The organism is Streptococcus ictaluri 707-05 (genome assembly GCF_000188015.2).
Classification (GTDB): Bacteria; Bacillota; Bacilli; order Lactobacillales; family Streptococcaceae; genus Streptococcus; species Streptococcus ictaluri.
Genome location: NZ_AEUX02000006.1, coordinates 431193 through 445921 on the forward strand (window position 1 = coordinate 431193; position 14729 = coordinate 445921).

12 protein-coding genes, 1 pseudogene and 1 other annotated feature are annotated in these 14729 nt (G+C 37.5%); of the genes and pseudogenes, 4 read left to right on the top strand and 9 right to left on the bottom strand.

Annotated elements, in window-relative coordinates; all coding sequences use genetic code 11:
* Positions 1 to 5 precede the first annotated feature (5 nt).
* The 4 genes from rplU to STRIC_RS07235 all read right to left on the bottom strand — a co-directional run bounded on the left by rplU (position 6) and on the right by STRIC_RS07235 (position 4147).
* Positions 6 to 320, bottom strand: a complete 315-nt coding sequence (gene rplU / locus STRIC_RS07220) for a 50S ribosomal protein L21 (RefSeq protein ID WP_002985116.1) — start codon at positions 318 to 320, stop codon at positions 6 to 8.
* A 34-nt stretch (positions 321 to 354) separates the two neighbouring features.
* Positions 355 to 430, bottom strand: a sequence feature (ribosomal protein L21 leader region).
* Positions 431 to 505: 75 nt separating this feature from the next.
* Positions 506 to 1699 (bottom strand): CapA family protein, encoded by a 1194-nt coding sequence (locus STRIC_RS07225; RefSeq protein ID WP_008089076.1) that lies wholly within the window; start codon positions 1697 to 1699, stop codon positions 506 to 508.
* An 81-nt stretch (positions 1700 to 1780) separates the two neighbouring features.
* Positions 1781 to 2995: a tRNA uracil 4-sulfurtransferase ThiI gene (gene thiI, locus STRIC_RS07230; protein WP_040832176.1), complete on the bottom strand. Its 1215-nt coding sequence runs from the start codon at positions 2993 to 2995 to the stop codon at positions 1781 to 1783.
* A 9-nt stretch (positions 2996 to 3004) separates the two neighbouring features.
* A complete protein-coding gene (locus tag STRIC_RS07235) occupies positions 3005 to 4147 on the bottom strand; it encodes a cysteine desulfurase family protein (protein ID WP_008089128.1) in 1143 nt (380 codons plus the stop codon).
* Between the two features lie 267 nt (positions 4148 to 4414).
* On the opposite strand from STRIC_RS07235, the gene STRIC_RS07240 reads away from it, so the two are divergent.
* Together STRIC_RS07240 and STRIC_RS07245 are read left to right on the top strand one after the other, a co-directional pair.
* Entirely contained in the window at positions 4415 to 4840 is a 426-nt protein-coding gene (locus tag STRIC_RS07240) for a DUF6556 family protein (protein WP_008089248.1), read from the top strand.
* 26 nt (positions 4841 to 4866) lie between these two features.
* Complete coding sequence (locus STRIC_RS07245; RefSeq protein ID WP_008089376.1) at positions 4867 to 6129, top strand: bifunctional folylpolyglutamate synthase/dihydrofolate synthase; 1263 nt, start codon at positions 4867 to 4869, stop codon at positions 6127 to 6129.
* A gap of 58 nt (positions 6130 to 6187) precedes the next feature.
* Here STRIC_RS07245 and gorA read toward each other — a convergent pair.
* Positions 6188 to 7548, bottom strand: a pseudogene (gene gorA / locus STRIC_RS07250) (glutathione-disulfide reductase).
* A 128-nt stretch (positions 7549 to 7676) separates the two neighbouring features.
* On the bottom strand, positions 7677 to 8018 hold the full coding sequence (locus tag STRIC_RS07255) for a YlbF/YmcA family competence regulator (protein WP_008088964.1): 342 nt from the start codon (positions 8016 to 8018) through the stop codon (positions 7677 to 7679).
* Positions 8019 to 8151: 133 nt separating this feature from the next.
* Here STRIC_RS07255 and STRIC_RS07260 point away from each other — a divergent pair, with 133 nt between their 5' ends.
* Complete coding sequence (locus tag STRIC_RS07260) at positions 8152 to 9174, top strand: IS30 family transposase (protein WP_200857381.1); 1023 nt, start codon at positions 8152 to 8154, stop codon at positions 9172 to 9174.
* Positions 9175 to 9254: 80 nt separating this feature from the next.
* Here STRIC_RS07260 and aroC read toward each other — a convergent pair whose 3' ends face one another.
* From aroC to STRIC_RS07275, 3 genes are all read right to left on the bottom strand, one after another.
* Positions 9255 to 10421 (bottom strand): chorismate synthase, encoded by a 1167-nt coding sequence (aroC, locus tag STRIC_RS07265; protein WP_008089210.1) that lies wholly within the window; start codon positions 10419 to 10421, stop codon positions 9255 to 9257.
* Positions 10422 to 10553: 132 nt separating this feature from the next.
* Positions 10554 to 11234: a type I 3-dehydroquinate dehydratase gene (gene aroD, locus STRIC_RS07270; protein ID WP_008088852.1), complete on the bottom strand. Its 681-nt coding sequence runs from the start codon at positions 11232 to 11234 to the stop codon at positions 10554 to 10556.
* Complete coding sequence (locus STRIC_RS07275) at positions 11231 to 12394, bottom strand: class I SAM-dependent rRNA methyltransferase (RefSeq protein WP_008088701.1); 1164 nt, start codon at positions 12392 to 12394, stop codon at positions 11231 to 11233. The genes aroD and STRIC_RS07275 overlap by 4 nt, the downstream gene beginning before the upstream one ends.
* A gap of 146 nt (positions 12395 to 12540) precedes the next feature.
* Here STRIC_RS07275 and STRIC_RS07280 point away from each other — a divergent pair, with 146 nt between their 5' ends.
* Positions 12541 to 14718 carry an LTA synthase family protein gene (locus STRIC_RS07280; protein WP_008089552.1) on the top strand — a complete coding sequence of 726 codons (2178 nt, stop codon included), beginning with the start codon at positions 12541 to 12543 and terminating at the stop codon, positions 14716 to 14718.
* Positions 14719 to 14729: the final 11 nt, after the last annotated feature.

The window sequence follows — 14729 nt, forward strand, 5'->3', positions numbered from 1 at the left end:
GTAACTTATGCGTTGATAGCGTTGATGACAACTTTAGTGTAAGGTTGACGATGACCTTGTTTACGGTGGCTACCTTTTTTAGGTTTGTATTTGAAAGTAACAACTTTCTTTTGTTTTCCTTGTTTTTCAACAGTTCCAACAACAGTAGCTCCTTCAACAACTGGAGTACCAACTACAGTTTTGTCACCACCTACAAGAACAACTTCGTTAAAAGTTACTTCTGCGCCAGCTTCAGCGTCAATTTTCTCAACGTAGATTGCTTGACCTACTTCAACTTTAACTTGTTTTCCACCAGTTTTGATGATTGCGTATGTGCTCATGATGCACCTCCTATAAAAATTTTTTCTGAGGTCTCCCTCTGTGAAGACTCGCCTGGAATCGTGAGAGTTATACTCTACTTATGACGATTTTCGTGCGGTTGCACAGGATGTGCATTTAGTCAACGTCACTATTTTAACACCTCAAGCTTTTTAAATCAAGCAAAATGTGGCTCTTTTTACATTTTTTACCACTTAAGATTAACTAATTCTAGCATTTCCTTATAGGCTGTGGTGGCTTTTTCCTGAATATCAGATTCAATCGTATTGTGATATTTTCCACCCTTAATAAAATCTTCTAAAATTAAGGTTCGGTAATTGTAAAGTTCATACCCTTCACTTCCATAAATCCCTTTTGGTTTTGCTAAAACCATGGTAGGGTGAGCCTTAACGTCTTTAATGATTGTTACTTTTCCTTTTTTCTCAAAGGTTAAATCCATCAATAAACCACGCTCTGTCCAGATGTTATCAACGGTTTCTAACCTCTGATTTGAAATAAAATTACCCATAGAATAGATGATCAATTTCTTTTGTTTATCTTTGATAACTGTTTCAGCTGGCTCCACCACATGTGGATGCCCTCCTAAAACAGCATCAGCTCCCCAATCAATCATCTTGTGATAAAGACGTCTTTGCTCAGGTGTGGGATCCAAAGCATACTCCACTCCCATTTGAGGCATGACAACTGTCACATCAGCTTTTCTTTCAGCAGCTTGAATATCTTTTTTCATTTTTACTTCATCAAGGTCTGACATGTGCTTATCATATTCTTCTTGACTTAAATTAGCTTCCATACCATTATAGCCATAAGAATAGCCTAAAATAGCTATTTTAATCCCATTAACCTCTTTGATTAAAAAAGGATCTGTTTCTCGGTTATTCTCATAAACACCGATACTGTCAATTCCTAAATCTGAGAATACTTTTTTAGTATGAAGTGCTCCCTCTAATTGTGAGTCCAAAATATGATTATGCGCTAAATCGACCACATCATAACCGGTGTCTTTAATAGCGTTAGCAATTTCTGATGGGGCATTAAACAAGGGGTAACCTGCTAAAGGAAAATCTGGACTAATGGTTCCTTCATAATCCGCAATTGCCAAGTCGGCTTGCTTAATCCAATCCTTGACATATTCAAAATAGGGGTCAAAGTCATAACTATTATCTGCTTTTTGGGCACTGGTATACAAAATATCGTGAATTAAAATATCACCATTTGCCATCAGCCGTGCTTGCTTAACAGTCTGATTAGTTTTTGGCTTAGATGCCTGTTCATGTTTTTTTAACCCTAATAAATCAAAAACTAGTGAAAATAACAAGATAGAAGCAATCAGCGTTAAGACCGAAATGGTCGTTTTTTTGTATTGAAATTCTTTAAACAAAGCTAGCCCTCCTTTTTTTCCATTATACCATGTTCCTCCTCTTTTTTCTCTATAAGAAAAAGGCTCCCTCAGGGAACCTCTTTAAAGTAAATCGTCAATTAAGTCTGCTAAGTGATCACTCGACTCTTTGGGGCCTATTTCAGTAATCATGATTCCTTCTACTGCTCTTTGAACCAATCCTTCAATATCAAAACGTTCTTCATACTTTTCAACATTGGTTAATTTAGGATTGGTTTTAGGACGATCAGGCGCAAATATCGTACAGCAATCTTCAAAAGGTTGGATAGAAAGTTCAAAGGTATCAATTTTTTGAGCAATATCAATGATTTCCAATTTATCCATCGTAACAACTGGCCTAATGATAGGTGTGGCAGTCACGGCATTAATCGCTTGCATGCTTTCTAGGGTCTGACTAGCTACCTGTCCTAAGCTTTCGCCATTAATGATGACTAAGGCACCACGTTGTTCCCGTAGACGATCTGTAATTCGCATCATGAAACGGCGCGTCAAGGTCATCAGATAAGCTTCAGGAGCTTTAGCTTTGATTTCTTCTTGAATCTCAGTGAATGGGACTTCAATAAATTGAATGTTACCTCCAAATCGTGTTAAACGACTGGTTAAATCTTTGGCTTTTTTAAGAGCACCTGGACTGGTGTAAGGAGGACTTGCAAAGTGCACCGCTTCAATATCAACTCCACGTTTAAGAGCTAAGTACCCAGCCACAGGAGAGTCAATGCCACCAGAAAGCATCAGCATGCCTTTTCCAGCGGTACCTACTGGTAAACCACCTGCTCCTTTAATATCTTCATGAGAAAGATAAGCTGCTTCTTCTCTGATTTCTACTTTTAAAGTCACATCTGGATGTTTCATTTGTGCTTGAATATTAGGGAGGACATCAAAAACAGCAGAGCCTAACTTGTGATTTAGGTCACGGCTATCTAACTCAAACTGATGGTCACTCCGCTTACTTGCAATCTTAAAGGTCAAACCCTCTTGATAAAGACTGGTCATAATCTCTTGAACAGATTCAACCAAAACCTGGACACTTTTTTCAACTTTATAAACCGGGGATAAAGATTGAATGCCAAAGACTAATTTTAAGGTATCCACAACTGGCTCATGATCTTGGCCATTCAGAAACACATGGGTCCGATCCCTATCTGAACGAACCGTTACAGTGGGATAGATGCTTAGCACATCTTGGATGTTTCGTTTTAATTTGTTAATAAAGCGCATTCGGTTTTTGCCCTTAGTGGACAGTTCCCCATGGCGCACCATAATTTCGGAATATTTCATGATTGGTAATTATCTAACTTTCTGTGTTTTATCATAAATTTGCTTAAAGATGGTCAAGAACTGTTCAACTTGTCCCATATCATTATCGTCATCTAGGCTTATCCTAACAGCTGTTTGTGCCATCTGGGATGGGACGCCCATGGAAATTAGTGTCCCAGATGGACTACCTGCTTTAGATGAACAAGCACTAGTGGTTGAAATATAAATCTCATGCTTCTCAAATGCATGAACAATCACTTCTCCTCGGACACCTTTAATGCCAAAAGTCAAGATATTAGGGGCAAAATGCTCGTCGCCGGAAAAAAGATAAACATCTTGATAAGCTTGCAGTGCCTTTAACATACTCATCTTCATAGCCTTAATTTTAGGGGTTACCTGTACTTGTTTCTCAGTGGTTATGCGTAACGCTTTGGCCATACTAGCAATCCCTGCTACATTTTCCGTAGTTGATCGTAAGTTTCTTTCTTGACCTCCACCTGATAATAAAGGACGGATACGTTTGCCATTCTTTTTATAAAGAATGCCTACACCTCTGACAGCATGGAATTTATGTCCTGAAAATGAGGCCAAATCAACTCTCGTTGTCAGATAGCTGTCTAATGGAATTTTGCCTACAGCCTGGACAGCATCTACGTGAAAAGTAATAGTTGGTTTATCAGCTAATAACTCTGAAATATATTTTATAGGCTGTATAGAACCTACTTCATTGTTAACAGCCATAATAGAAACCAAAATGGTATCTTTTCGAATCAAGTTAGCCAAAGCTTCTAGATTAATAAAACCATCTTCTGTAACTGGTGAATAAGAGATATCAAACCCTTCTTCTTCTAGCCACTTAGCACTCTCTTTAATAGCTGGATGTTCAATTACTGATACAATAATGTGTCTACCATAACTTGCTTTTTCAAAAGCAATTCCTTTAAGTGCCCAGTTATCACTTTCTGTTCCTCCAGAAGTGAAGAAAATTTCCTCTTTTTGGACTCCTAGTAAATCAGCAATTTGTTTTCGAGAGGCTTCGACTATTCGACTAGCATTAGTTCCAAGTTGATGCAAGCTAGAAGGGTTGCCATAAATCTTCGTGGCTACCTCTTGATAAGTCCTAAGCGATTCAGCGTAGGGGAGAGTGGTAGCAGCATTATCAAAATAAATCATTTGTCACCTACATTTTTTCTCAATACTTTATTGTATCATAAATTAAAGGAATAAGAAAAACTCATTTTCGAGCCATTAAAATCATCAGAACTCATTGATATTTTTTATCTAAAAACGTCACCACTTCTCTTTTTCGTGAACCTAAGGTTTAACGTTGACTTCATTTTTTTTCTAGATTATACTGATAAATGATATGAGATAGACCTTGTTAGGTACAAAAGAAGTGCCTTTTTTCCTATCTCTATGATTACTAAAGGAAAGATTAACATGTCATCACAGTATTCCCGTCAACAAAAACCTAAAAAAACAAGTGTTGACCCCAAAAAACATCTTCAAACAGGATTCACTGCCTTACAAAAATCAATTGCTCTTATAGGTAGTATTCTTAGTATCGTTGTAGCTACAATCACAATTACAAGGGCACTAAATCCCGCTCCGGAATCTAAAAAAGAGGACTCTGGTACTTCCTCATCAAATACCATTGTCAAAATTATTGAAAAAGAATCCTCTCAAACTTCTAAGCCTGAGACAAGCCATAATCAGGAGCAAACACCTCTAACTCCTACAACACCATCGCTAGGTGACAAAACACCGACAGTTCCTTCTACCTCTGCTTCTGAAACTCCCCAAGTACCATCTTACCCTTCACATTCTGAGATGGGTCAAGCTACTACAGATACAGATAAGCCTTAGCCTTATTTAGAGAGTTGAATACCCTTATGACTTTACAACAAGATACCATTCAATGGATTCATACCTTTAAAGCCAATGGTAGAAAAACTGATTTAAAGCGCATGGCTTGGCTACTAGAGCAAGTAGGAAATCCTCAAGATAAATTTCCTGCAATACATGTCGTGGGGACAAATGGTAAAGGCTCTGTCACAGCTTATCTTCAGCATATCTTTAGCCAGTCTGGTTACAAGGTTGGAACCTTTACGTCTCCTTTTATCTTGTCCTTTCATGATCGCATATGCATCAATGGCCAAGCCATTTCTGACCAAGATTTATTAGCAATTGCTGAGAGACTAAAGCCACTCTTAGAGCGTTTAAGCCAAGAAACTTCTTGGGACCGACCAACCGAATTTGAGCTAGTCACTCTTATCATGTTCTACTATTTTGCCTTTTATAATCCAGTTGACCTTGCTATCATCGAAGCAGGCATTGGTGGAAAAGGTGATGCTACCAATGTTTTTCAGGCTTTAGCTCTGATTTGCCCATCCATTAGTTTTGATCATCAAGAACGCCTAGGATACAGTTTAAAAGCCATTGCTAAGCAAAAAGCTGGCGCTATCAAGACACAGCAAAAAGTTATTATCGGAAAATTAGATAAAGAAGCTCAAGATGTCTTTCTAAAGACAAGTCTTGATACTCAATCAAGCCTGTTTCAATTAGGTAAAGACTTTCACTTAATAGATTATCAGGAATATTTTGATTTCACCTATCAAGATATTACCTTAAAAGAACTTAAACTTCTGCTCATCGGCCATCATCAAAGAGAAAATGCCTGTTTAGCTATTATGACTGCTCTTCAATTAAGAGAGACTTTTCCAAATCTATCTCTTGCTAGTATCCAAGAAGGAGTCCAGTCAACGACTTGGCCGGGCCGTTCAGAGTTGATTAAACCTAATATCTTATTAGACGGTGCTCATAATCCAGATGCTATCCTTAAGCTAAGACAGCTCTTGATGGATCACTTCAGCGATCGATCGATTCGTATTTTATTTGCAGGTTTAAAACGTAAACCTCTACGCGAATTGCTTCAACTCCTATCAGATTACCCCATCACAGTCACTAGCTTTGATTTCTTTGAAGCATGTCCTTTAGAAGATTATTCCCAAGCATATGCTAAGACTGAGGATTATCGCAAATGGTTATTGAAAACAACAACCTCATCTGACTTAATTGTTGTGACAGGTTCATTATACTTCATCTCTGAAGTGAGACGGTTCTGCCTGGATATGTTAAACACAAAAAAGCCTTAAGAAACACTTTTATAATTGTTCTTAAGGCTTTTTAATTGCTACATTATTTTCAGCACAACTAACGCATCGGTACAAATTCTTCGGCACCTGTTGGATGAATGGCAACTGTGTTATCAAAATCTTTTTTTGTAGCTCCCATTTTAATAGCAACAGCAAAACCTTGAATCATTTCGTCAACACCATAGCCAATGCCGTGCAGTCCAACGATCTTCTCTTCTGGCCCCACCGTAACCAATTTCATATAACAAGCCTGGCGATGGCTTGTAACTGCCGTAAACATAGAAGTGAAACGTGATTCATAGACTTTCACCTTGTCTTTGCCATATACTTCTTGAGCCTTTTCTTGAGAGAGGCCAACAGAACCAATAACAGGATGACTAAAGATGACAGTCGCCACATTGTCATAATCTAACTTCATGTCTGTTTGCTTGTTAAAGAGTCGTTCAGATAATCGACGTCCCGCTGCAACTGCAACAGGAGTTAAAGCTAATTTTCCATTAACATCACCAACAGCATAGATTCCTGGCACAGAGGTGTTTTCATAGGCATCCGTCTCGATATAACCCTTGTCATTGATTTTAACCCCTGTGTTTTCTAATCCAAAGCCTTTTCTTTTACATTCTCTTGTCGTCCAACTGCCCAAATGACTTGATCAACATCGTATCGTTGTCCATCCGTTAAAAAGAGAGCAATAGAACCATCGGTATTTTTTTCGAGTTTTGTTACACTTGATTGAGGGTGTAAACGTAAGTCTGTTTCAGGCATGCCATCAATTAGTACTTGAACCACATCCTTATCAAAGGAACGTAAGGGTCTATCATGACGGATAAATAAATCTGTTTCAGAACCTAAAGCATTTAGCACTCCTGCAATTTCGACTGCAATATAACCCTCTCCCACAACAGCGGTTCTTTTAGGAATATCATCTAAAGCAAAGAAACCATCTGATGTTATTCCTAACTCAGCGCCTTCTATATCTGGAATTATAGGATGACCACCCGTAGCAATCAAAATATGAGGTGCTCTATACTGTTTTCCGGCAATCTCAACAGTGTTCTTATCAATGAAAGTTGCTTTATCATAAAGTCTTTCAACACCATTTTGATCAAATCCACTTTCATAGGAACGGTGAATACGATCAATATAAGCCTGACGATTAGCTTTTAAGGTCTTAAAATCCAGTGTCGCTTTTTCTGCTAAGTCAAATCCATAATCTTTAGCATAATAGTTAAGCGTATCTGCGACTTGCGCCCCATACCACATAACTTTCTTAGGCACACATCCTAGGTTAACACAGGTTCCCCCTATTTCCTTAGATTCTACTAATAGTACTTTAGCACCATGCATAGCTGCACGGTTAGCAGAGGCAATACCTGCACTACCTCCTCCAATAACAATATAATCATAATGACTAATCATTTCTATACCACCTTTGTTTTTCATAGCATTAATGCAACACAAAATAGCCTGTCACTCAAATCTCTAATACACTTGACACAAAAAAGATTGCAATGCAATCATTACAATCTTAGTGTTTAAGCGGTTTATTATTTGACTAATTCTTTCAAAGGCCCAAAAATAATACGTTCCATATCACTAACATAAACCGAAAGGGCTTGTTGGGCGTCAAAATAACTTTTTAGCATGCTATTAGCTTCCATTTTTTGACTCAAATTTTGGATAGCGGCCTGCTCTTCTTGAGAAGGCATCTGACCAGTTTGCATTAGGTTTCGCAGTTTCTTTTGCATAGCAATGAATTCATCGAATAATTGACTGGCTTGTGTATCTGACTTAATGGCTTCTTTTTCGGTTAAGACTTTTTGATACTCTGGAAGAGCTCGAATAGCTCGTTCTAGTTTATTAGCATAATCGTAAATTTCTTGTGACATATCTTTCTCCTTTTTTACTGATAGTGTCATCATACCATAAATGAACCCCGCGTTGTAAAATGAAGTGCAACAAAAAAGACATGTTCGTCTGATATACTAGAATTCCCCAATTCAGTATGGAAAGCAGATGAACATGTCCAACATTAATTCTACCAGAAAATCATCCTATTCTCATCTTTCAGCCACAGAACGGGGTGAAATTGCTGCTTATCTTAAAATGGGAAAGAAACCCGCTGAGATTGCTCGACTCTTGGGTCGTCACCGTTCTACAATCTGCCGAGAAATAAAACGTGGTTCAGTAGAACAGGTAAAGGATAAGAATGGAAAACAAACCTTCTTCAACGCCTATTTCGCTGATAGTGGGCAACGTGTCTATGAAACCAATCGTCAAAAGAGTTCTTATCTCAAGTTGAATGACTGCTCCGCTAGGTTCATTGAACAATTAGAATCTGCCTTGACGGCTAACATTCGTCTCCATAGTGTGGATAGTTTTGTTCAGACTTACAAAGTGAACCATCCTGAAGAAGTCGTCCCCTCTACCAAAACGATTTATCGTTATATCAAAGAGGGGGTATTAGCTATTAAACCAATCGATTTGCCTAAGATGGTTAGTATCAGAAAACGTTCTAAGAAAGTCATGAAGACGAATAAGAAGACTTTAGGTAAATCTATCGAAGAACGTCCAGAATATATTAATGATCGTTCTGAATTTGGGCATTGGGAGATTGATTTGGTTCTCGGCAAGAAAACCAAAGGTGAAGCTGTTATGTTGACTTTGGTAGAGCGCCAGACACGCTATGCACTAGGAGTTAAGCTAGAAGACAAGCAGTCCCAAACCATTAACCGAGCTGTCATGCATCTCATCAGTCAGTATCCTATTGCATCCATCACAGCGGATAATGGTTCTGAGTTTAGTTTACTCTCAAACTTAGAAGCTGTTGAAGTTTACTTTGCACATCCCTATTCTTCACATGAGAGAGGAAAAAACGAGAACTTCAATGGCCTCCTCAGAGAATATGTCCCTAAAGGAGTCTCACTTAATCCACTAACCTCTGAAGAACTTGACAATTATATTACTGCCATCAATGAGCGCCCAAGACGACTTCTTCAATATCAATCCTCAAAATTCCTGTTTGAGCTATCCCGAACAGCTTAACATCTGGAACTCTAGTTATCTATGAACTGGTTGCACTTGACTTGACAACTTGCGACCATAAATGAACCAAAAAGAAAGCATTAAAATGCTTTGACTTGATCACGATAACGGTCAAAATCTGTCATTAGAGTGGTCATTTGATCGGATAAGAACTGATCAAGAATTTCTTGTGCGACGATAGTGGCTACCAAGCTTTCCATAATGACTCCTGCTGCTGGTAGGGCCGTTGGATCAGAGCGCTCAACCGTCGCTTTGTAAGGTTCATGATTTTCAATATTGACTGACATGAGAGGTTTATAGAGAGTGGGAATAGGTTTCATAACACCTCTGATTAGAAGAGCCTCCCCATTTGTGACTCCTGCTTCAAAGCCTCCTAAGTGATTGGTTCGTCTGCTGTAACCATCTTCTTTGGACCAGATAATTTCATCCATAACTTGAGAACCTTTTTGATAAGCCATCTCAAATCCCATGCCAAATGATACCCCTTTAAAAGCATTGATAGACATGACTGCTTGTGCTAACTTAGCCTCTAATTTTCGATCCCATTGCACATAAGACCCTAAACCAGCTGGCACACCACAAACTAAGGTCTCTACTATCCCACCGATGGTATCGCCTTCTTTTTTAATCTGATCAATATAAGACTTAATCTCAGCTTCTTGGGAAGGATTCACAATTGACAGCTCAGAACTTTCTGCCAGTTGACGAATATCAAAAATAGACATATTGTCAGGCACTTGAACCGGTATTCCTCCAAAGACCAAAATATGATTAACGGTTTCAATTTTCAATTCTTTTAAAATAGCCTTTGCAATAGCACCAACAGCTACACGCATGGTGGTTTCACGCGCCGATGACCGCTCTAAGACATTTCTTAGGTCCTTGAATCCATATTTGATGCCGCCCACCAAATCTGCGTGGCCAGGTCTAGGATGAATCACTTTTCGCTTTGCCTCTACTTTAGAGCCTTGAGCTTCTACAGCCATAATATCTAACCATTTTTGATGGTCTTTATTAATTACCGTCAAGGTAATAGGAGATCCAGTTGTTTTACCATGTCTAACACCAGAGGAAATAATCACCTCATCAGATTCAATAGCCATTCGAGCACCTCTCCCATAGCCACCTTGACGTCGTTTTAAGTCTTTATTAATCATATCCGTTGTAAGTGACAAGCCCGCTGGAACACCTTCTACAATTGCTGTTAATGCGGGACCGTGGGACTCACCTGCAGTTAAATATCTCATCTCTTCTCCTTTTGTCATTTATTAAGCCAGTGTTTATTGACTTGTCCTTAAAAAGCTATCTTTGGGGAAAGGAAAGACATTATCCTAAGCTCAAAAATAGAATAATGTCTCATTTTTTATAAGATTAATTTCTTAAGACTCAAACTCAAGAACTTGAATAAATTTTTTCATATCTGCAAGGCTGACTTGACCAGGTGCACTAGCCTTATCTAATGAGACATAGGTCCAAGACGACCCAATAACATCTCCAGCTAATCGAGATAAACGACCTAATTTGCCCATTGAAATCGTTGCAAACTCTTGCTCAGGGTTTAGGGTCTTAAAGCCTCTTGTGTAGTTCATCAAATCCAAGACATCTTGCTCACTTTTTGGCATCACTGCTATTTTAACAACCCGTGGTGCCAACTTAGTCATCTCAGAGAAAGCTTCCATCAAATTTTCTGGTGTTTCTTGAAAATTATGATAAGACAAGACTAAATTTGGGAAGTCTAACATTTCTTGAAAAACATCTTTATGATTAAAATATTCAAAGTCAATATAATCTGGATTATAGATGGCATTAACTTCTTTAATCAAATCAACGTATTCTTGATCAGATAAACTAATATGACCACCTTCATGAACAGTTCTCAGAGTAAAAATGATTTCTTTTCCAGCAAATTTTTCAAAAATGGCAGGTGCTACTGACATAATGTCTTCTTTATTAAGATAATCCGCACGCCACTCAATTAAATTGACATCTTCATACTTCGAAACGTCTATGGACTGAGCTTCTTCAAAATTACTTGGCATGACTGGTGCTACAATTTTCATTCTCGTACCTTTATAGTAAATACCTTTAAATAATTACTTCTTTCATCTGCTTTATTTATAGTAAAGTCACCTGGAAGTTGTTGAAAACTCATTTGATCAAACGAATGACTTCCAAATCCTTTGATAATTTGCTTTTTAAATTGACTAACAGTCATATTAGCTGCATTTGTTGAAGCGATAATTGTTCCATTAGGATTCAATATGTCTAATGCCTCAGCAATCAATTTGTGATAATCCTTGCTGACCGAAAAAGTTTGTTTTTTGTTTCTTGCAAAACTAGGTGGATCAATAACAATAACATCATAAGTCAATTCTTTTCGTTTAGCATATTTGAAATACTCAAATACATCCATGACCAAAAATCGATGACTAGAAAGGTCTAGATGGTTTTCATTAAAATGAGCAAGAGATAGCTCTTTTGATCGCTTAGCTAAATCTACTGACGTTGTTTCAATAGCTCCTCCCATCGCTGCTGCTACTGAAAAAGCTGCTGTATAAGAAAAGAGATTTAAGAGGGATTTTCCTAGAGCTAAACCATCTACTAATGATTTACGAACCTCGTGCTGATCAAGGAAAATACCTGTCATCAAACCATCATTTAAAAAGACTTGATAGAAAACACCATTCTCCAAAATTGTAAAGCTTTCTGGCGCTTTTTGCCCATATAAATGAGCTGATTCGAAGTCTTGACCTTGAAAGCGAATTTTTTCATAGGCTCCTTTGACTTCAGGAAAAACGTCTTGAAAAGCTCTGATAATAAGTTCCTTTTCTTGATAAACAAAGGTATTATACCAAGAAAAAAGGGCATAATCTTTATATAGGTCAATCGTTAGACCACCAAAATTATCTCCATCCTGATTGAAGAGTCGATAAGCATTGGTAAAAAGAGAATCTTCAAAGGCTTTTCGCTTAGCCTTTGCTTTTTTAAACAAATCCAAAAAATAGTCGTGTGACAATGAGTCAATATACTTCCCTAAAAACCATCCAATCCCTTTATTTTGTTTAGAAAGGTATGCTGTACCTAGAGAGCCTTTAGAACTTGTGACTAATTCAACCAACTGATCCAGTACAGGGAGATCTTTAAAATCGTTTTCATCTAATAATTGTATCCCTGCTGCTAATTTCTTTTCAACAAAAGGATTAATAGAGAGTTTATTCATAGTCTATATTATAACAAAAAATTTTAAAAAAACATACTAAATTTGTACTTAAGGCAAGCAATAGCCTTTTATTTTTGATATAATTTAATTTGAGATTTCATTTAGAAAAGATACATTTAGGAAAAATTGATAAGGAAGTTTCTACTGTGAAGAAATTCAAAACACTTATCACAGGATTTATCAGTACCAGATTAGGTTTTGTTTTGACACTGCTATTTTGCTACTGGTTAAAAACCCTGTGGGCATATCATACAGACTTTTCGCTAGACTTGGAGAATCTATACCAGGTCTTTCTAACCATTATTAACCCCATCCCTTTAGCCTTATTACTATTGGGATTTGCACTTTATATCAAAAATACAAGAGTTTTTTACATCGCTGCCTGGATAGCCTATATTATCCTTAACCTACTGCTAATATCTAATTCTATTTATTACCGAGAATTTTCTGATTTTATCACCGTTAGTGCTATGTTAGCCAGCAGTAAAGTTTCTGCAGGACTGGGAGACTCGGCTTTAAATTTGTTGCGGATATGGGATATTGTTTATATTCTTGATTTTATTATCTTGATCACATTGACAGTAACCAAAACCTTTAAAAAAGATAGACGCCCTTTCAACAAAAGAGCTTCATTTGCCATAACGGCTCTTTCTTTCTTACTCTTATCCATCAATCTATTTTTAGCAGAGATTGATCGTCCTGAACTTTTAACGAGAGGTTTCTCCAACACTTACATCGTCAGAGCACTCGGCTTACCTGCTTTTACACTTTATAGTGGAAATCAAACTTATCAAGCACAAAAAGAGCGTAATGGTGCTACTGCTGAGGAACTTGTTGATGTCAAAGATTATGTCAAAGAGCACTATGCTGCACCTGATCCACAATATTTTGGTATTGGTAAAGGAAAAAATGTTGTTGTCCTTCACTTGGAAAGTTTCCAACAATTTTTGATTGATTATAAGTTAAAAGACAATGACAAAGAGTATGAAGTAACACCGTTCATCAATTCACTTTATCATTCAAATGAGACGCTAGCGTTTTCAAACTTCTTCCACCAAGTCAAAGCTGGTAAAACATCCGATGCTGAAACCATGATGGAGAATTCCCTATTTGGCTTGAATAGCGGCTCATTTATGGTTAATTATGGGGGAGAAAATACCCAGTTTGCTACTCCGAATATCTTAGCCCAAGACGGCGGTTATACAAGTGCTGTTTTCCATGGAAATGTTGGTACTTTTTGGAATCGCAACAACGCTTATAAACAATGGGGCTACAATTATTTCTTTGATTCCAGTTATTTCTCAGAACAAAATAGCAAAAATTCTTTCCAATATGGCTTGAATGACAAATACATGTTTAAGGATTCCATCAAGTATCTAGAACAGTTGCAACAACCCTTCTACACTAAATATATCACGGTTAGTAACCACTATCCTTATACCAGTTTAAAAGGGGAACGTGATGAAGAAGGTTTCCCACTCGCAAAAACAGATGATGAAACCATCAATGGTTACTTTGCCACGGCTAATTATTTAGATGCTGCCTTAAAGTCATTCTTTGACTATTTAAAAGCAACTGGGCTGTATGATAATTCTATTTTTGTTTTATACGGAGACCATTATGGGATTTCTAACTCTAGAAACTCTAGTCTGGCACCACTACTTGATAAAGATCCTGAAACATGGTCAGAATATGACAACGCTATGCTTCAGCGAGTTCCTTATATGATTCATATTCCTGGCTTTAAAAATGGTGGCATCAAAGATACCTTTGGTGGAGAAATTGATTCTTTACCAACACTTCTTCATATTTTAGGTATTGATACCACTCATTTAGTTCAATTAGGGCAAGATTTGCTCTCACCACAAAATAGCCAAATTGTTGCTCAACGTACATCTGGAACTTACATGACACCAGAATATACTAACTACAGTGGTCGTCTCTACAGTACGCAAACCGGACTTGAAATTACAAATCCCGATGAAATGACCATGGCTAAAATTAAAGAGATCAAAGATGCAACTGCAAGGCAACTTGCTGTTAGCGACGCTGTTCAAACAGGAGATCTCTTAAGGTTTGATAGTAAAAATGGCTTAAAAGTAGTTGACCCTTCTGAATTTGTTTATACTAAACAGCTAAAACACATGAAGGCTATTTCTGAAAAGCTAGGTAGTCACTCCACTAGCCTCTACAGTAAAAATGGCAATAAATCAACACAAAAAATCTTTAAAGCTCCCTCTTATTTAGAGTTAAATCCTAAAGAGAATGAGGAAACAGCTTATCCTCCTACAGAAAAAGACATTAACCAAAAAACCAAGGAATAATTATTCCTTCG